This window comes from Mycobacterium sp. NGS49 (genome assembly GCF_059812565.1).
Genome location: NZ_JCALCX010000060.1, coordinates 1 through 17,365 on the forward strand (window position 1 = coordinate 1; position 17,365 = coordinate 17,365).

The window sequence follows — 17,365 nt, forward strand, 5'->3', positions numbered from 1 at the left end:
CCCCACAAAATTCCGCCGGCCCCGCCGGCCGCACCCGTCCCAGCCAGCCCATCGGCGCCGTTGCCGATCAGCGGCCGACCCAACAACAGTTGGGTGGGGGCATTGATCACGCCCAGCACCTGCTGCTCCAACAACCCCAGCGCGGTCATATTGGCGGTCTCGGCAGACCCGTAAGCCCCCGACGCCGTACCCAACGCCGCGACGAACCCAGTGTTAAACGCCGCCACCTGCGCGTTAGCCACCCCGAACTGGCGGCCATACTCCGCAAACAACGACGCAATCGCCGCCGACACCTCATCCTGAGCCGCCGCCCCGATCACCGACACCGGCCCCGCCGCCACCCCCACCGCACTATCAAGTTCCCGCTGCACCTGCGCCACCTGCGCCGCCGCCGCCGCCACCACATCCACCCGCACACTGACAAACGACATCCCAAATACCTCTCGCCGCCCATGGTGAACCGATCCGCACCTGGCCACCAGATTTGCACACCCCACCCCCTCGCGCTGCCGAACACGCAAAGAGTCGGAGGATGGCATCCTCACGCGGGGCAAGTACTGCAGCGGTCGATCGTGACCATTGGTTTTCTCGTCGTCGGCAGGGGGATTGGCGAGCTCGGTATTGGTGTCGTCGTCGCCAGCGTGACCACGCCAGCAGGCTGGTAAGGGTTGCGGTTTGCGCTCAGACGCAGCGCCTCGACGAGTCGGCGGAATCAATGACGGTAAACATGATCAGTCCCAGCCGTCGGCGCGCACCGCCTGGCCGCCGTTGCCGCCGGTCGCCGCCGTCGCCGGCGTTGCCGCCCTTGGCGCTCAGCGTGCCGCCGCCGCGGCCGCCGTCGTTGCCCTGGCCGCTCACGCCGGGGGCGTCGCCGACGTTGCCGGCGGTGCCACCCAGCCCGCCGCTTCCTCCTGCACCGCCGTCAACCCCCACCCGTTGCCGAACCGCCGGGTGGCCGCGCCGCGGTGTCCTGCGATGATCCAGCAACTCTTTCGCTCCACGCTAGAAATCATCACGGCTATAAGCTCACCGGCTCATGTCGGGCGAAACGCGGCGCGATCCGATCAATCACCGCCGAGAACTCCGACATCCACCGGGATTAGGTACAGGATGTGGACCGCGGCAGCAGCGGGCAATTGAGATTAATCTAGAAGTTGTCCCGAATTCCGAATACTGTCACTGCCCAGGCCAGCGCAGACACGCCAAAACCACACCAACCACCACCCACGGCAGCGGCAGAAACAGCTGCCCGCGTCGGAGAAAAAGCTGGCATAACCGCTACCTGCAAATACTCCGGACCCCCGGATCCGCCCTTCCCGCCTTTGCCGACTGAGCTAGGATCACGCCGTTGGCGTCGGCGCCACTATCGCGGCCGTTGCCGCCGATGGCGCCGGTGCCGGTGCTCGTGGAGCCGTCGGGCCACGGCAACCCATTACCTTCGCACGGCTTCTCTGCCGTCGCGTACCCCGCCGCTGCGGCGGCCATCGCCGAAGCACACCGCCGCCTTTAGGTCAGAGGACAGAATCGCATCGCAAAGACTGCCAGCAAGTACTGTGCGGACCCAGGTAGCAAGTGAGCAGAAGGGGTGGGCAGATGTCCGGTCGCTGGCGCACAAAATCGGTGGAACAGTCCATTGCCGACACCGACGAGCCGACCACCCGGCTCCGCAAGGATCTCACCTGGCTTGACCTGGTGGTCTTCGGTGTCTCGGTCGTGATCGGGGCCGGCATCTTCACCGTGACCGCGTCCACCACCGGGGACATCACGGGTCCGGCCATCTGGATCTCTTTCCTGATCGCCGCGGCCACCTGCGCGTTGGCGGCGCTGTGTTACGCCGAATTCGCGTCCACCCTGCCGGTCGCCGGCAGCGCCTACACCTTCTCCTACGCGACCTTCGGGGAGTTCCTGGCCTGGATCATCGGCTGGAACCTGGTGTTGGAGCTGGCCATCGGCGCGGCGGTGGTCGCCAAGGGCTGGTCCAGCTATCTGGGCACCGTCTTCGCGTTCGGCGGCGGCACCGTTGCGCTCGGGCCGGTGGACTTCGACTGGGGTGCGTTGCTGATCGTCGCGCTGGTGGCGGTGTTGCTCGCGTTGGGCACCAAGTTGTCGTCCCGGTTCTCGGCGGTTGTCACGGCCATCAAGGTGGCGGTCGTCATCTTGGTCGTCATCGTCGGCTCCTTCTATATCAAGGCCGCCAACTACACCCCGTTCATTCCCGAACCCGAGCCCGAGCACCAGGGCCGGGGGATGGACCAGTCGGTGCTGTCGCTGCTGACGGGCGCCGGTGGTAGCCATTACGGCTGGTACGGCGTGTTAGCCGGCGCGTCGATCGTGTTCTTCGCCTTCATCGGGTTCGACATCGTGGCCACCATGGCCGAGGAAACCAAGAACCCGCAGCGTGACGTGCCGCGCGGCATCCTGGCTTCGCTCGGCGTGGTGACCCTGCTCTACGTCGCGGTGGCGGTGGTGCTGTCCGGGATGGTGTCCTATACCCAGTTGCGCAGTGTCCCGGGCCAGGGCCAGGCGAACCTGGCCACCGCCTTCAAGGCCAACGGCATTCACTGGGCCAGCGGAATCATCTCGGTCGGAGCGCTGGCCGGCCTGACCACGGTGGTGATGGTGCTGATGTTGGGCCAGTGCCGGGTGCTGTTCGCGATGGCGCGCGACGGCCTGCTGCCCCGGGAGCTGGCCACGACCGGTTCGCGCGGCACCCCGGTGCGGATCACCGTGCTGGTGGCGGTGGTGATCGCGGCGACGGCGTCGGTGTTTCCGATCAACAAGCTCGAAGAAATGGTCAACGTCGGAACGCTGTTCGCCTTCATCCTGGTGTCCGCCGGCGTGATCGTGCTGCGCAAGACGCGTCCCGACCTGCCCCGGGGGTTCCGCGCACCGTGGGTGCCGCTGCTGCCGATCGCCTCGGTGTGCGCTTGCCTGTGGCTGATGCTCAACCTGACGGCGCTGACCTGGGTACGGTTCGGCGTCTGGCTGGTGGCGGGGATCGCGATCTACGTCGGTTACGGGCGCCGCCACTCCGTGCAGGGCCGCCGCCAGAAAAGCGACGCCGAGTTGGACATATAGGCAGCATATGGATACTTCCTTTACAAAATGACGTCTGGTGTCTAGACGCGAGACGCATTTGGTTGTAATGTCCAACTCCACGTGGTGAGACTCACACAAGGAGGTATGGCGTATGACCACACAAATCAACGGCGCACCGGAGGCGCCGGAAACCGAGTGGCTCGACAAGAAGCGCTATCTGTGGCTGATGGGACTGATAGCCCCGACCGCCCTGTTCGTGATGCTGCCGGTGATCTGGGGCATCAACCAGCTTGGCTGGCACACCGCGGCCGAACTGCCGCTGTGGATCGGGCCGTTCCTGGTCTACGTGCTGTTGCCGATCCTCGACATGCGGTTCGGCCCGGACGGTCAGAACCCGCCGGACGAGGTGATGGAGCGGCTGGAAAACGACAAGTACTACCGCTACTGCACCTACATCTACATCCCATTCCAGTACGCCAGCGTGGTGCTGGGGGCCTACCTTTTCACCGCGTCGAACCTGCACTGGCTCGGCTTTGAGGGCGGATTGGGCTGGCTGGGCAAGATCGGCGTGGCGCTCTCGGTAGGTGTGCTCGGCGGTGTCGGCATCAACACCGCGCACGAGATGGGTCACAAAAAGGAGTCGCTGGAGCGCTGGCTGTCCAAGATCACCCTGGCGCAGACCGCCTACGGGCACTTCTACATCGAGCACAACCGCGGCCACCACGTTCGCGTGTCCACCCCTGAGGACCCCGCCTCGGCCCGATTCGGCGAGACCTTCTGGGAGTTCCTGCCCCGCAGCGTCATCGGCAGCGCCCGCTCGTCGATGCACCTCGAGGCGCAGCGCATCCGCCGGCTCGGCAAAAGTCCGTGGGACCCCCGGACCTACCTGGGCAACGACGTGCTGAACGCCTGGGCGATGACGGTGGTGCTGTTTGGCGCGCTGATCGCGGCCTTCGGTGTGAGCGTGATCCCGTTCCTGGTCATTCAGGCGATCTTCGGCTTCAGCCTGCTGGAAGCCGTCAACTACCTCGAGCACTACGGGCTGCTGCGGCAGAAGAACGCAAACGGCCGCTACGAGCGCTGCGCCCCGGTGCACAGCTGGAACTCCGACCACATCGTGACCAACCTGTTCCTGTACCACCTGCAGCGGCACAGCGACCACCACGCCAACCCCACGCGGCGCTACCAGACGCTGCGCAGCATGGCTGGCGCGCCCAACCTGCCCAGCGGCTACGCGTCGATGATCTCGCTGACCTACTTCCCGCCGCTGTGGCGCAAGGTGATGGACCACCGGGTTCTCGAGCACTACGAAGGCGACATCACCAAGGTCAACCTGCAGCCCCGCTTGCGGGAGAAGCTCCTGGCGAGGTACGGAGCTGCCGAAGAGGCCCAGGCGTGAGCGCCGCCTACCAGTGCCCCGTCTGCGACTACTGCTACGACGAGGCCAAAGGAGATGCCCGAGAAGGTTTCCCGGCCGGCACCGGCTGGGACCAGATCCCCGATGACTGGTGTTGTCCGGACTGCGCCGTCCGCGAGAAACCCGATTTCGAATTAGTCCAGGAAGGATGACAACGATGAGTGACTACAAGCTGTACCAGTGCGTTCAGTGCGGTTTCGAGTACGACGAAGAGTTGGGCTGGCCCGAAGACGGCATTGCCCCGGGCACCCGGTGGGAGGACATCCCCGAGGACTGGAGCTGCCCGGACTGCGGCGCCGCCAAGTCGGACTTCGTGATGGTGGAGGTCGCCCGCTCATGATCGGCACCAACTTCGCTGGGAAAACCGCTATCGTCGCGCCTGTGAAGCGGATCCCCTACGCCGAAGCGTCCCGAGCCCTGCTGCGGGATTCGGTTCTGGACGCGATGCGCGATCTGCTGCTCACCCGCGACTGGTCGGCTATCACGTTGTCGGACGTGGCCCGGGCCGCCGGCATCAGCCGGCAGACCATCTACAACGAGTTCGGCTCCCGCCAGGGCCTGGCACAGGGTTATGCCCTGCGCCTGGCCGACCGGCTGGTCGACATCGTCAAGGCCGCTCTGGACGCGAACATCGGCAATATCTACGAGTCGTTCCTGCAGGGCTTCCGGTCGTTCTTCACCGAGACGGCGGCCGACCCGCTGGTGATCTCGTTGTTGACCGGTGTCGCCAAGCCCGACCTGCTGCAGCTCATCACCACCGACAGCGCGCCCATCATCACCCGGGCGTCCGAACGCCTGGCCACCGCGTTTACCCAGACGTGGCTGGCCACCAGCGACGACGACGCCAATGTGCTGTCGCGGGCGATCGTCCGGCTGTGCCTGAGCTACGTGTCGATGCCGCCCGAGGCCGACCACGACGTCGCGGCGGACCTGGCCAGGATGATGACGCCGTTCGCGGAGCGGCACGGGGTGGTCAACATCCCCTGATCCGGGATATACCGCCGGCCGGCGACGCAGATCAAGTGGGTCGTCGCATGAGATTGTCACCTGCCGTCATGAAGTCATCACCATGCTGACCGACGGCGTTGTACCCTGACCAGATTAAGCCGCCATGTCACATCGCGGCAGTCATGGCGAAGGGACCCGATGATGGCGTATGTGGCGGTTGCACCAGCAGTGATGGCGGCGGCGGCCACGGATGTGGCAGGGATCGGGTCGGCGTTGAGCACCGCTAATCAGGCGGCTTCCGGGGCGACGGTCGACTTGCTGGCCGCGGCGCATGACGAGGTGTCCGCGGCGATCGCGGCGCTGTTTTCCACGCACGGACAGAGCTACCAGACCGTGGGCCGACAGGCCGCGGCGTTCCACGATCAGTTCGTGCGGACGTTGGCCGCCAGCGCCAACGGCTATGCCGTAGCTGAGACGGCGAGCGTGGAGCAGCTGATTCTGGGCGTTATCAATGCCCCCACCCAATTGTTGTTGGGTCGGCCACTGATCGGCAACGGCGCCGATGGACTAGCTGGGACGGGTGCGGCCGGCGGGGCCGGCGGAATTCTGTGGGGCAACGGCGGCAGCGGCGGATCGGGGGCAGCGGGACAGGCCGGTGGCCGGGGCGGCGACGCGGGCCTGTTCGGCGCCGGTGGACGGGGCGGTGCCGGCGGCGCGGGGGTAGCCGGCGCCGCAGCGACGACGGCGGGGGCGACCGGTGGCGTCGGCGGGGCCGGTGGTGTTGGGGGGGCTGGTGGGGCTGGTGGCTTGTTGTGGGGTCCTGGCGGTGCGGGCGGAGTGGGCGGTGCCGGCGGGATTGGCGGTGTCGGTGGTGTGGGGGCGGCCGGGGCGGACGGAGTCGTCGGGGTGAACGGCGGCGCGGGTGGTAACGGCGGGGTGGGCGGTACTGGCGGCGCCGGTGGCGCCGGTGGAGCTGGCGGACCGGGCGGCAACGGCGGGCTGTTCGGTGGCGGCGCGGGGGCGAACGGCGCGGTCGGTAGCGGCGGCTCGGGTGGCGCGGGCGGTGTGGGAGGCAAAGGCGGAACCGGCGCGGGCGGCGTGGGTGGCATGGGTGGTGCGGGCGGCGTCGGCGGTGTGGGGGGGCTGGACGGAAACGGCGCGGAAATCGGCGGTGTCGGTGCGGGCGGTGCGGGCGGTAACGGCGGCGTCGGGTTTGATGGCGGCGACGGGGGAGCGGGTGGCGCGGCCATTGGCCAGGGGAGCGGGAACGCTGTCGCAGGCGCCGGGGGCGCGGGAGGCCAGGCTACTAATGGTGTTGGCGGTAGGGGTGGGGTGGGCGGATATGCCAACCACAGTGGGGCCGGAGACGCGGTCGGCGGTGCCGGTGGTGCGGGTGGTTCCGGCGTGTTCGGCGGCACCGGCGGCGCCGGCGGCAATGCCGAGGCTTTCGGCACCGGAAACGCCATCGGTGGAGCCGGCGGGACCGGCGGTGTGGGCACGTTCGGCGGTGCGGGCGGCGGCGGCGGCAATGGCGGCAGCGCGTTCATCCGCAACTCGCAGTCGACCGCTACCGCGACGGGTGGCGCCGCCGGTGCGGCCGCAGGGGGCACCACAGGTGGCAACGGCGGATCGGGCGGAGGAGCGAGAAACGAGGGGTTGGGCAATGCGGTAGCCGCAGCGGGGGCATCCGGTGGCGAGGGCACCACCGGAAATGGTGGCAGTGGCGGCAGTGGTGGCAGCGCAGTTATTGCCAATACCACTTCGACGGTTGACGCTGTCGCAGCGGCCGGAGGTAAGGGCGGCAGCAGCACCGCAGGTGTCGGGGGTAACGGTGGACAGGGCGGCGAGGCCGAGAACCGCGGGGCCGGCGCCGCGGTCGGCGGCGACGGTGCCGCCGGAGGCACCGGTGGGACCGGCGGCGGCGCTGGCGGCAATGGCGGCGGGGCCCGCAATGAGGGTTCCGGGACCGCCGTCGGCGGGGCTGGCGGGGCCGGTGCCGCGGGGGGCAGCGGTGCGGGTGGCAGCGGGGGCAATGGCGGCCAAGGGTTCATCAGCAACGTCGGGTCGACCGCCACCGCGACGGGTGGCGCCGCCGGCGCGGGCGCGGCGGGTGCCACCGGAGGCAACGGCGGCCGGGGCGGACCGGCAATCAACGACGGGTTGGGCGGCGCGGTAGCTGGGGTGGGGGGATCCGGCGGCCAGGGCGACGCCGGAAATGGTGGAAGTGGGGGTAAGGGCGGCGGCGCGCTCGTCGGCAATTTCTTTTCAGCAGCTAACTCGGTCGCAGGGAATGGGGGAGACGGCGGCCAGGGCACGGGTAACGGCGGTGCGGGCGGCGCGGGCGGTACTGCAGAGACAGCAGGCAGCGGGAACGCCAAGGGGGGGACAGGCGGTCTCGGGGGTGCCGGTGATTTAACCACCGGTACCGGCGGCGTCGGCGGCGCCGGCGGCGCCGGTAGGGCCTTCGATGCGGGCACTTCGACCGGCGGCGTCGGCGGGGGCGGCGGCGGCGGCGACATCGGCGGCGCCGGCGGTGTGGGCGGTAGGGCGACAAGCACCGGGCCCGGTGACGCCACGGCCGGCGACGGCGGGTTTGGCGGCGCCGGCCTGTCCGCCGGCGGGCAGGGCGGCTCCGGCGGCTTGGCTGCCGGCGGCACAGCCTCCGGCGGCGACGGTGGTAGAGGCGGCGACAGCATTGTCCAGGGCGGTAAGGGCGGCAACGGCGGCGACGCCAGCGCCGGCGCGGGCGCCGCGTCGGGCGGTGCCGGTGGTGGGGGCGGCGACGCTGACCTGGGAATGTTCGGCAAGGGCGGTGATGGGGGCAACGGCGGCAATGCGTCTGGGTCTCCGGCTGCGGGCGGCTCCGGTGGTGTGGGGGGCCTGGGCGGGCCTTTGGGTTCATCGGGCACCGACGGGCTTGACGGGACGCCGTAGGCGCCCGCGCGGGAGCTGCTTCTTCCCCTGACTTCCCGGGAAGTACCGCCGGGCGACTACAGTGACTGAGGACCTCAACCCGGCGCGGTAGCCGCGCTGCTCTTCTCACCAGCCATGCAAGAAGGATGTAATACCACCATGACCACGACCGAAAATGCGCTGACCCCCGACGTCGTCAACGGCATCGACTTCAAGGTTGCCGACCTGTCGCTGGCGGATTTCGGCCGCAAAGAACTCCGGATCGCCGAGCACGAGATGCCCGGCCTGATGTCACTGCGCCGCGAATACGCCGAGGTGCAGCCGCTGAAGGGAGCCCGTATCTCGGGTTCGCTCCACATGACCGTCCAGACCGCGGTGCTGATCGAAACCCTCACCGCACTGGGTGCCGAAGTTCGGTGGGCGTCGTGCAACATCTTCTCGACCCAAGACCATGCGGCGGCCGCCGTCGTCGTCGGCCCGTATGGCACCCCCGAAGAGCCCAAGGGTGTCCCGGTGTTCGCCTGGAAGGGCGAGACGCTCGAGGAGTACTGGTGGGCCGCTGAGCAGATGCTCACCTGGCCGGACGAGGACAAGCCGGCCAACATGATCCTGGACGACGGTGGCGACGCCACCATGATGGTGCTGCGCGGCATGCAGTACGAGAAGGCCGGCGTGGTGCCGCCCGCCGAGGAAGACGACTCGGCGGAGTGGAAGATCTTCCTGAACGTGCTGCGCAACCGCTTCGAGACCGACAAGGGCAAGTGGACCAAGATCGCCGAGTCGGTCAAGGGCGTCACCGAGGAGACCACCACCGGTGTGCTGCGCCTGTACCAGTTCGCTGCCGCCGGTGACCTCGCCTTCCCGGCGATCAACGTCAACGACTCGGTTACCAAGTCCAAGTTCGACAACAAGTACGGCACCCGGCACTCGCTGATCGACGGCATCAACCGCGGCACCGACGCGCTGATCGGCGGCAAGAAGGTGCTGATCTGCGGCTACGGCGACGTCGGCAAGGGCTGCGCGGAGGCCATGAAGGGCCAGGGCGCCCGGGTCCAGGTCACCGAGATCGACCCGATCAACGCGCTGCAGGCGATGATGGAGGGCTTCGACGTCGTCACCGTCGAGGACGCCATCGCCGACGCGGACATCGTCGTGACCTCGACCGGCAACAAAGACATCATCATGCTCGACCACATCAAGGCGATGAAGGATCACTCGATCCTGGGCAACATCGGCCACTTCGACAACGAGATCGACATGGCCGGCCTGGAGCGCTCCGGTGCGACGAGGACCAACATCAAGCCGCAGGTCGACCTGTGGACCTTCGGCGAGACCGGCCGCTCGGTCATCGTGCTGTCCGAGGGCCGGCTGCTGAACCTCGGCAACGCCACCGGCCACCCGTCGTTCGTGATGAGCAACAGCTTCGCCAACCAGACGATCGCCCAGATCGAGCTGTGGACCAAGAACGACGAGTACGACAACGAGGTGTACCGCCTGCCCAAGCACCTCGACGAGAAGGTGGCCCGCATCCACGTCGAGGCGCTCGGCGGCAAGCTCACCAAGCTGACCAAGGACCAGGCCGAATACCTCGGTGTCGATGTCGAGGGCCCGTACAAGCCGGACCACTACCGCTACTGACTCGCCGAGCGTGACGCTGGCTTCACGTTCGACGCCCGGCGTGAAGCTGGCTTCACAGTCGGCGACTATTGGTCTCGTGCCGCGCTGTTGAGTGAGTGTTTAATATCGGATTTCGGGGAACTCACGCACTATGTGGGCGTTCCCGACACCAGCAGCGCAGATCACTGATGAGGAATAGCAAGCTGTCCAGCTGACTTGGGGCGCAGCGCTCATACTCGTTTCAGCGTCGAGACGGGAGTTTCGTCATGGTCCTCGCAACTTCAGGCAACAACGTTGGGCACCACGCTCGTCGGGTCGCGATTGTCACGGGTGCACTCTTTCTGGGGGTCGGTAGCTGGGTAGTGGGTGGTGGATGCCTGGCACCCACCGCGCGCGCCGACGAAACCCAGTACGACGTGTTCTACAACCCGCCGGATGTGCTGCCGGGACAACCCGGCGACGTGATCCGCGACGAGCCTTCACGACTCGTCCTGGAGCCGTCCGGGCAGCTCGGTGGGTTCCGGGCCACGGGCACCCGAATCATGTACGACAGCGATCTGCCGCGCTGACTGTAACGACGGGCGGCCTTCGAGCTATTCAATAGGTGATTAATAGTCCTGGGGGCGGCACCCGGCGGGAAGCTCGTTTCGGTGTCGAGACGGGAGTGCTGGCCATGGCGATTGCGATGCAATGCCGCGGCCGTCGTTGCCTCCACGTGAGCGCGATCGTTGTCGTCGCAATCGTTGTCGGACTTGCCGGCGCGGCACGCGCCGATGACGGCCAATCGGACGGCTTCTACAACCCACCGGCCGATTTGCCGGGACAAGCGGGCGATCTGATTCGCGCAGAGCGGTTCCGAGCCCAGCTGGAGCCGTCTAGGCAGGCGCCTGGTGTCTGGGCGACCGGCACGCGGTTCATGTACGACAGCTACGGCGGCAACCGGACCGCGGTGACGGGCACCTACTTCGAACCGGACAACCCCTGGCCGGGAAAGGGACCCCGGCCGCTGATCGCCTATGCCCCCGGCACCCAGGGCATGGGTGACCAGTGCGCGCCGTCGAGGGTGTTCAACCAGGGCATCCATTATTCCGGCGGCCTGGACATCACCTTCGGGTACGAGGAGGTCTTCGTTTCGGCGCTGGTGTACCGCGGATTCGCCGTTGTGGTCACCGACTACGAGGGGCTGGGAACCCCGGGTGTGCACACCTTTATGAACCGCGAAGCTCAGGGGCAGGCGCTGCTTGACGCCGCACGTGCGGCTCTGCGCCTATCCGGGACTTCGCTGGATCCGCATGGACCGGTGGCGCTGTGGGGATACTCGCAGGGCGGCGCCGCCGCGGCCTCGGCCGCCGAGCTGGCGCCGTCCTATGCCCCGGAACTTGACATCGTCGGCGTCATGGCGGGGGCCCCGCCCGCGGATCTGGTCGAAATGCTGCCCTTCGCCGACGGCAGCATCCTGGCCGGCGGTGTCGGCTACATCCTCAACGGGCTGCTCGCCGAGTACCCGGAGATCGCACCGGCGGTCCACGAAAAGCTCACCCCCGCCGGCGAGGAGATGCTGGCCGGCACGCGCGGACAGTGCGTGACCGAGACCGTACTGACCTACGGCTTCCGCCACCTACAGGACTTCTTCACCGAAGATCCGATGCAGCTGATCCTGGGGGAGCCGTTCGCCGGCGTGCTCGACCGGCAGCGCATCGGACGCTTGAAACCGAATGCGCCGGTGCTCATCGACATCAACCGTTTCGACCCGCTGGTGCCGTGGACGGCGGCCAACCAGCTCGGGCGCGACTGGTGCGCTCAAGGCGCCGACGTCGAGTTCCATACCAACGAAGAGCCGCCGTTCCTGAACAAGTTGGGCGTCAATCATCTGCTGGCCCTGCTGGTGGACGGCGAGCGTGACATGCAGTGGGTTGCTGACCGGTTCAATGGCTTGCCGACCAGCCCGAACTGCGGTGAATTCTGACTGAATAGTTGACTAGGCTCTCTCCGTGCTGATCGCGATCGAAGGCGTCGACGGCTCGGGCAAGCGAACGCTGACCGACGGCCTGCGCGCCCAGCTGCAGCGCGCGGGCAAGTCGGTGGCGACGCTTGCCTTCCCGCGCTACGGGCGGTCGATCACCGCCGACCTTGCGGCCGAGGCGCTGCACGGTCAGCACGGCGACCTGGCCGCTTCGGTGTACGGGATGGCGACGCTGTTCGCGCTCGACCGCGCCGCGGCCGTCGCGGAGATCGACCGTCTCCGGCGCGAGCACGATGTGGTGATCCTGGACCGCTACGTCGCCTCCAATGCGGCCTACAGCGCGGCCCGGCTTCACCAGGACGCGGCCGGGGACGCGGTGACGTGGGTGCGCACGCTGGAGTACCAGCGGCTGGCGCTGCCGGCGCCGGACTGGCAGATCCTGCTCGCGGTGCCCGCCGAACTCGCCGGGCAGCGCGCCCGCAACCGGGCCGAGAGCGACCCGGGGCGGGCCCGGGACAGCTACGAGCGCGACGACGGACTGCAGCGCCGGACCGCTGCGGTGTATGCCGGACTGGCCGCCGCGGACTGGTCCGGACGATGGGTCGTGGTGGACGCAGAGGTCGATCCGGCAGCGCTGGCTACGTCCCTTCGGGGGTCCGAGACCGCCGAATAGCACAATTTGGGTGCGATTTCCGCCTATCAATCAAGAAACACCCGTGTGGTAGCCGAGTTTTGTCCTGATCTGGTGACACCATGGACTCCATGAGGCAAAGGATTCTCGTCGTCGATGACGACGCTTCGCTGGCCGAGATGCTCACCATCGTGTTGCGTGGGGAGGGTTTCGACACCGCGGTCATCGGCGATGGCACACAAGCTCTGACCGCGGTCCGCGAGTTGCGCCCGGATCTGGTGCTGTTGGACTTGATGCTGCCCGGCATGAACGGCATCGACGTCTGCCGGGTGCTGCGGGCCGACTCGGGCGTGCCGATCGTCATGCTCACCGCCAAGACCGACACCGTGGACGTGGTGCTGGGCCTGGAGTCCGGCGCCGACGACTACATCATGAAGCCGTTCAAGCCCAAGGAACTGGTGGCCCGCGTGCGGGCACGGTTGCGCCGCAACGACGACGAGCCGGCCGAGATGCTTTCCATCGCCGACGTCGACATCGACGTGCCGGCGCACAAGGTCACCCGCAACGGCGAGCAGATCTCCCTCACGCCGCTGGAATTCGACCTGCTGGTCGCGTTGGCGCGTAAACCCCGTCAGGTGTTTACTCGTGATGTGCTGCTCGAACAGGTCTGGGGCTATCGGCACCCGGCGGACACCCGCCTGGTGAACGTGCACGTCCAGCGCCTGCGCGCCAAGGTCGAAAAGGATCCCGAGAACCCGACCGTGGTTCTGACCGTTCGAGGAGTGGGATACAAGGCCGGCCCCCCGTGATCCGGCACGCGAGAGTGCGGTGTAGGTGATCTGGCGCTCGCCACGACGTAGTCGAGGTCGCTGGGGGCGTTCCGGTCCTCTGCCGCGCGGCTTGAGCGCGGTGAGCCGAGCCGTCGCCGTGGTCTGGCGCCGATCTCTGCAGTTGCGAGTGGTGGCGTTGACCCTGGGGTTGTCGCTGGCCGTGATTCTGGCGTTGGGCTTTGTGCTGACCAGTCAGGTCACCAACCGGGTGCTCGACGTCAAGGTCAAGGCCGCCACCGACCAGATCGAGCGGGCGCGCGGTACCGTCAGCGGCATCGTCAACGGCGAGGAAACCCGTTCCCTGGACAGCAGCCTGCAGCTGGCGCGCAACACGCTGACCTCGAAGACCGATCCCGCGTCCGGTGCCGGCCTGGCCGGTGCCTTCGACGCCGTGCTCATGGTCCCGGGGGACGGGCCGCGGGCCGCGTCGACCGCGGGGCCCGTCGACCAGGTGCCCAATGCGTTGCGCGGTTTCGTCAAGGCGGGGCAGGCCGCCTACCAGTACGCGACCGTGCACACCGAAGGGTTCTCGGGTCCGGCGCTGATCGTCGGCACGCCCACATCGTCGCGAGTGACCAATCTGGAGCTGTACCTGATATTTCCGCTGGCCAACGAGCAGGCCACCATCACGCTGGTACGCAGCACGATGGCCACCGGCGGCGTGGTGCTGCTGCTCCTGCTGGCCGGCATCGCGCTGCTGGTCTCGCGGCAGGTGGTGGTGCCGGTGCGGTCGGCGTCGCGGATCGCCGAGCGCTTCGCCGAGGGACACCTCTCCGAGCGCATGCCGGTGCGCGGCGAGGACGACATGGCCCGGCTGGCGGTGTCGTTCAACGACATGGCCGAGAGCCTGTCCCGCCAGATCACCCAGCTCGAGGAGTTCGGCAACCTGCAACGCCGGTTCACTTCCGATGTCAGCCACGAGCTGCGAACCCCGCTGACCACCGTGCGGATGGCTGCCGACCTGATCTACGACCACAGTGCGGACCTCGATCCCGCGCTACGCCGCTCGACCGAGTTGATGGTCAACGAACTGGATCGCTTCGAGACGCTGCTCAACGATCTGCTGGAGATCTCCCGCCACGACGCCGGTGTCGCCGAGTTGTCGGTGGAAGCGGTCGACCTGCGCACCACCGTGAACAACGCGCTGATCAACGTCGGCCACTTGGCCGAGGAGGCCGGCATCGAGTTGCTGGTGGACCTGCCGACCGACGAGGTGATCGCGGAGGTCGACGCCCGCCGCGTGGAGCGAATCCTGCGCAATCTGATCGCCAACGCCATCGATCACGCCGAGCATAAGCCGGTCCGGATCCGGATGGCCGCCGACGAGGACACCGTCGCCGTCACTGTGCGCGACTACGGCGTGGGCCTGCGACCCGGCGAGGAGAAGCTGGTGTTCAGCCGGTTCTGGCGCTCGGACCCGTCCCGGGTGCGGCGCTCCGGTGGCACCGGGCTGGGCCTGGCGATCAGCATCGAGGATGCCCGGCTGCACCAGGGCCGGCTGGAGGCCTGGGGCGAGCCCGGTCAGGGGGCATGTTTCCGGCTGACGCTGCCGCTGGTGCGCGGACACAAGGTCACCACCAGCCCGCTGCCCATGAAACCGATCCCGCCGCCGGCGCCGGCGCAGGCGTCCGTCATCGACCAGCGAACCCGCGAGCACGCCGGATGATGCGCGCGGTGGGTGCTTTGCTCATGGCGGTCAGCGTGCTGGCCGGTTGCGCGAGCGTGCCCAGTTCGTCCGCGCCGCAGGCCATCGGCACCGTCGAGCGGCCGGCGCCGTCGAACCTGCCCAAACCCACCCCCGGCATGGATCCCGACGTGCTGCTGCGCGAATTCCTCAAGGCGACCGCCGATCCGGCCAACCGCCACCTGGCGGCCCGGCAATTCCTTACCCAGTCCGCCTCCAACTCCTGGGACGACGCCGGTAGCGCCTTGCTGATCGACCACGTGGTATTCGTCGAAACGCGGGGCGCCGAACGGGTCTCGGCAACCATGCGCGCCGACATCCTGGGTTCGCTGTCCGATGTGGGAGTCTTCGAGACCGCCGACGGCCAGCTGCCGGACCCGGGGCCGATCGAGTTGGTCAAGACCTCCGGTGGCTGGCGCATCGACCGGTTGCCCAACGGCGTCTTCCTGGACTGGCAGCAGTTCCAGGCGACCTACAAGCGCAACACGTTGTACTTCGCCGACCCCACCGGCAAGACGGTGGTGCCCGACCCGCGCTATGTCGCGGTGTCCGACCACGACCAGCTCGCCACCGAGCTCATCTCCAAGTTGCTGGCCGGGCCGCGCCCGGAGATGGCGCACACCGTGCGCAATCTGCTCGCTCCGCCGCTGCGGCTGCGCGGGCCGGTCACCCGCGCCGACGGTGGCAAGAGCGGTGTCGGCAAGGGTTACGGCGGCGCTCGCATCGAACTGGAGAAGCTGTCCACCACCGACCCGCACAGCAGGGCTCTTCTTGCCGCACAGATCATCTGGACGCTGGCGCGCGCCGATATCCGCGGGCCGTACGTGATCAATGCCGATGGGGCCCCGCTGGACGACCGGTTCGCGCAGGGCTGGAACACCTCCGACGTCGCCGCGACCGACCCCGGGGTGGCCGATGGCGCCGGCGCGGGACTGCACGCCCTGGTGGGTGGCTCGCTGGTGGCGCTGGACGGACAGCGGGTCGCCACCGTGCCGGGTGCCTTCGGGCACATGGGCGACCAGACCGGTGCCGCGCTGTCCCGCAGCGGACGGCAGGTGGCGTCGGTGGTGACCCTGCGCCGCGGCGCCCCGGACATGGCGGCCTCGCTGTGGATCGGGGACCTCGGCGGCGAGGCGGTACAGTCCGCCGACGGGCACAACCTGTCGCGGCCCAGTTGGTCGTTGGACGACGCGGTGTGGGTGGTGGTCGACGCCAACAACGTGTTGCGCGCGATTCAGGAGCCGGCGTCGGGTCAGCCGGCCCGGATCCCGGTGGATTCCACCGCGGTGTCCAGTCGTTTCCCCGGACCGATCACCGATTTGCAGCTGTCCCGGGACGGGACGCGCGCGGCGATGGTGATCGGCGGGCAGGTGATCCTGGCCGGCGTCGAGCAGACCCAGGCCGGCCAGTTCGCGCTGACCTATCCGCGGCGGCTGGGCTTCGGCCTGGGGACGTCGGTGGTGTCGTTGTATTGGCGCACCGGGGACGACATCGTGGTGACCCGCAACGACGCCACCCACCCGGTGTCCTACGTCAACCTCGACGGGGTCAACTCCGATGCTCCCGCCCGCGGGCTGCAGATCCCGCTGTTCGCGATCGCCGCCAGCCCGTCTACCGTGTACGTCGCCGGTCCGCAAGGCGTGCTGATGTATTCGGCATCGGCCGCCGAGAACCAACAGGGCTGGTCAGAGGTCGCCGGACTGATGATCGGCGGTGCGGCGCCGGTCCTGCCGGGATAACCGCGCTCGCATCACATGCGTTGCCTACGTAAACGCAAATTTTGCCGCTGTCTTGACGAGCATCGGGATACGGTTCGGGTTGGCTTCTTGTTCCCGATGGGAGTTGTCGAGTGTCGTTCGTGTGGGTGTCGGCTGAGGTGTTGGCGGGGGCGTCGCGAAACGTAGCCGCGGTGGGATTGGCGTTGGCTGATGCGGAAACGGCGGCGGGGGCGGCGATTTCGGGTGTGGCGGCGGCTGCCGGAGATGAGGTGTCGGCGGGTATTGCGGCGTTGTTCGGAGAGTACGGGCGCCAGTATCAGCGGGTGAGTGCCTGGGCGGGGGCGTTCGCGCAGGACTTCGGTGCGGCGCTGGCCGCAGGAGCGACTGCGTACGGGGGTGCCGAGGCGTTCAGCATCGAGCAGTTGGTGTTGGGCGCGGTCAACGCGCCGACGCAGGCGATCGTAGGGCGCGGGTTGATCGGTGATGGCGTGGCGGGGGGACCTGGGCTGCCGGGCGGTCCCGGGGGCTTGTTGTTGGGTGACGGTGGGCCCGGCGGTGCCGGGTTGCCTGGTGGGGCCGGTGGTGCCGGTGGGGCGGCGGGGTTG

15 protein-coding genes and 1 pseudogene are annotated in these 17,365 nt (G+C 68.2%); 14 read left to right on the forward strand and 2 right to left on the reverse strand.

What is annotated here, in order from left to right; genetic code table 11:
- A partial coding sequence (locus AC5Y7D_RS29850) for a PE family protein (protein WP_499929650.1) occupies window positions 1-431 on the reverse strand: 431 nt, incomplete at its 3' end.
- Window positions 432-681: 250 nt separating this feature from the next.
- On the reverse strand, window positions 682-987 hold the full coding sequence (locus AC5Y7D_RS29855) for a hypothetical protein (RefSeq protein WP_499929651.1): 306 nt from the start codon (window positions 985-987) through the stop codon (window positions 682-684).
- 606 nt (window positions 988-1,593) lie between these two features.
- On the opposite strand from AC5Y7D_RS29855, the gene AC5Y7D_RS29860 reads away from it, so the two are divergent.
- The 14 genes and pseudogenes from AC5Y7D_RS29860 to AC5Y7D_RS29925 form a co-directional block, all read left to right on the forward strand.
- Window positions 1,594-3,078 carry an APC family permease gene (locus AC5Y7D_RS29860; protein ID WP_499929652.1) on the forward strand — a complete coding sequence of 495 codons (1,485 nt, stop codon included), beginning with the start codon at window positions 1,594-1,596 and terminating at the stop codon, window positions 3,076-3,078.
- Between the two features lie 112 nt (window positions 3,079-3,190).
- Window positions 3,191-4,438 (forward strand): alkane 1-monooxygenase, encoded by a 1,248-nt coding sequence (locus tag AC5Y7D_RS29865; RefSeq protein ID WP_499929653.1) that lies wholly within the window; start codon window positions 3,191-3,193, stop codon window positions 4,436-4,438.
- Window positions 4,435-4,608, forward strand: a complete 174-nt coding sequence (locus tag AC5Y7D_RS29870; protein WP_499929654.1) for a rubredoxin — start codon at window positions 4,435-4,437, stop codon at window positions 4,606-4,608. The genes AC5Y7D_RS29865 and AC5Y7D_RS29870 overlap by 4 nt, the downstream gene beginning before the upstream one ends.
- 5 nt (window positions 4,609-4,613) lie before the next feature.
- Window positions 4,614-4,796 carry a rubredoxin gene (locus AC5Y7D_RS29875; protein ID WP_499929655.1) on the forward strand — a complete coding sequence of 61 codons (183 nt, stop codon included), beginning with the start codon at window positions 4,614-4,616 and terminating at the stop codon, window positions 4,794-4,796.
- Window positions 4,793-5,443 (forward strand): TetR family transcriptional regulator AlkX, encoded by a 651-nt coding sequence (gene alkX, locus AC5Y7D_RS29880; RefSeq protein ID WP_499929656.1) that lies wholly within the window; start codon window positions 4,793-4,795, stop codon window positions 5,441-5,443. Before AC5Y7D_RS29875 ends, alkX begins: the two co-directional genes overlap by 4 nt.
- A 162-nt stretch (window positions 5,444-5,605) precedes the next feature.
- On the forward strand, window positions 5,606-8,338 hold the full coding sequence (locus tag AC5Y7D_RS29885; protein ID WP_499929657.1) for a PE family protein: 2,733 nt from the start codon (window positions 5,606-5,608) through the stop codon (window positions 8,336-8,338).
- Between the two features lie 138 nt (window positions 8,339-8,476).
- Window positions 8,477-9,955, forward strand: a complete 1,479-nt coding sequence (gene ahcY, locus AC5Y7D_RS29890; protein WP_499929658.1) for an adenosylhomocysteinase — start codon at window positions 8,477-8,479, stop codon at window positions 9,953-9,955.
- Between the two features lie 320 nt (window positions 9,956-10,275).
- Window positions 10,276-10,491 (forward strand): annotated as a pseudogene (locus AC5Y7D_RS29895) (lipase family protein); the annotation flags it as partial.
- 128 nt (window positions 10,492-10,619) lie between these two features.
- On the forward strand, window positions 10,620-11,900 hold the full coding sequence (locus AC5Y7D_RS29900; protein WP_499929663.1) for a lipase family protein: 1,281 nt from the start codon (window positions 10,620-10,622) through the stop codon (window positions 11,898-11,900).
- A gap of 25 nt (window positions 11,901-11,925) precedes the next feature.
- Complete coding sequence (locus AC5Y7D_RS29905; RefSeq protein WP_499929659.1) at window positions 11,926-12,570, forward strand: dTMP kinase; 645 nt, start codon at window positions 11,926-11,928, stop codon at window positions 12,568-12,570.
- A gap of 80 nt (window positions 12,571-12,650) precedes the next feature.
- Complete coding sequence (gene mtrA / locus AC5Y7D_RS29910) at window positions 12,651-13,337, forward strand: two-component system response regulator MtrA (RefSeq protein ID WP_055576516.1); 687 nt, start codon at window positions 12,651-12,653, stop codon at window positions 13,335-13,337.
- Between the two features lie 25 nt (window positions 13,338-13,362).
- Window positions 13,363-15,024, forward strand: coding sequence for an MtrAB system histidine kinase MtrB (gene mtrB / locus AC5Y7D_RS29915; protein ID WP_499929660.1), 1,662 nt, complete (start codon window positions 13,363-13,365; stop codon window positions 15,022-15,024).
- A complete protein-coding gene (gene lpqB, locus AC5Y7D_RS29920; protein ID WP_499929661.1) occupies window positions 15,021-16,781 on the forward strand; it encodes an MtrAB system accessory lipoprotein LpqB in 1,761 nt (586 codons plus the stop codon). Before mtrB ends, lpqB begins: the two co-directional genes overlap by 4 nt.
- 110 nt (window positions 16,782-16,891) lie before the next feature.
- On the forward strand, window positions 16,892-17,365 hold a 474-nt coding region (locus AC5Y7D_RS29925; protein ID WP_499929662.1), incomplete at its 3' end, for a PE family protein.

What these genes read in the sequence shown, in the direction of transcription:
- AC5Y7D_RS29860 (WP_499929652.1), top strand. Translation starts at nt 1,594, where the DNA reads ATGTCCGGTCGCTGGCGCACAAAATCGGTGGAACAGTCCATTGCCGAC.
- AC5Y7D_RS29865 (WP_499929653.1), top strand. Translation starts at nt 3,191, where the DNA reads ATGACCACACAAATCAACGGCGCACCGGAGGCGCCGGAAACCGAGTGG.
- AC5Y7D_RS29875 (WP_499929655.1), top strand. Translation starts at nt 4,614, where the DNA reads ATGAGTGACTACAAGCTGTACCAGTGCGTTCAGTGCGGTTTCGAGTAC.
- alkX (WP_499929656.1), top strand. Translation starts at nt 4,793, where the DNA reads ATGATCGGCACCAACTTCGCTGGGAAAACCGCTATCGTCGCGCCTGTG.
- AC5Y7D_RS29885 (WP_499929657.1), top strand. Translation starts at nt 5,606, where the DNA reads ATGGCGTATGTGGCGGTTGCACCAGCAGTGATGGCGGCGGCGGCCACG.
- ahcY (WP_499929658.1), top strand. Translation starts at nt 8,477, where the DNA reads ATGACCACGACCGAAAATGCGCTGACCCCCGACGTCGTCAACGGCATC.
- AC5Y7D_RS29900 (WP_499929663.1), top strand. Translation starts at nt 10,620, where the DNA reads ATGCAATGCCGCGGCCGTCGTTGCCTCCACGTGAGCGCGATCGTTGTC.
- mtrA (WP_055576516.1), top strand. Translation starts at nt 12,651, where the DNA reads ATGGACTCCATGAGGCAAAGGATTCTCGTCGTCGATGACGACGCTTCG.
- lpqB (WP_499929661.1), top strand. Translation starts at nt 15,021, where the DNA reads ATGATGCGCGCGGTGGGTGCTTTGCTCATGGCGGTCAGCGTGCTGGCC.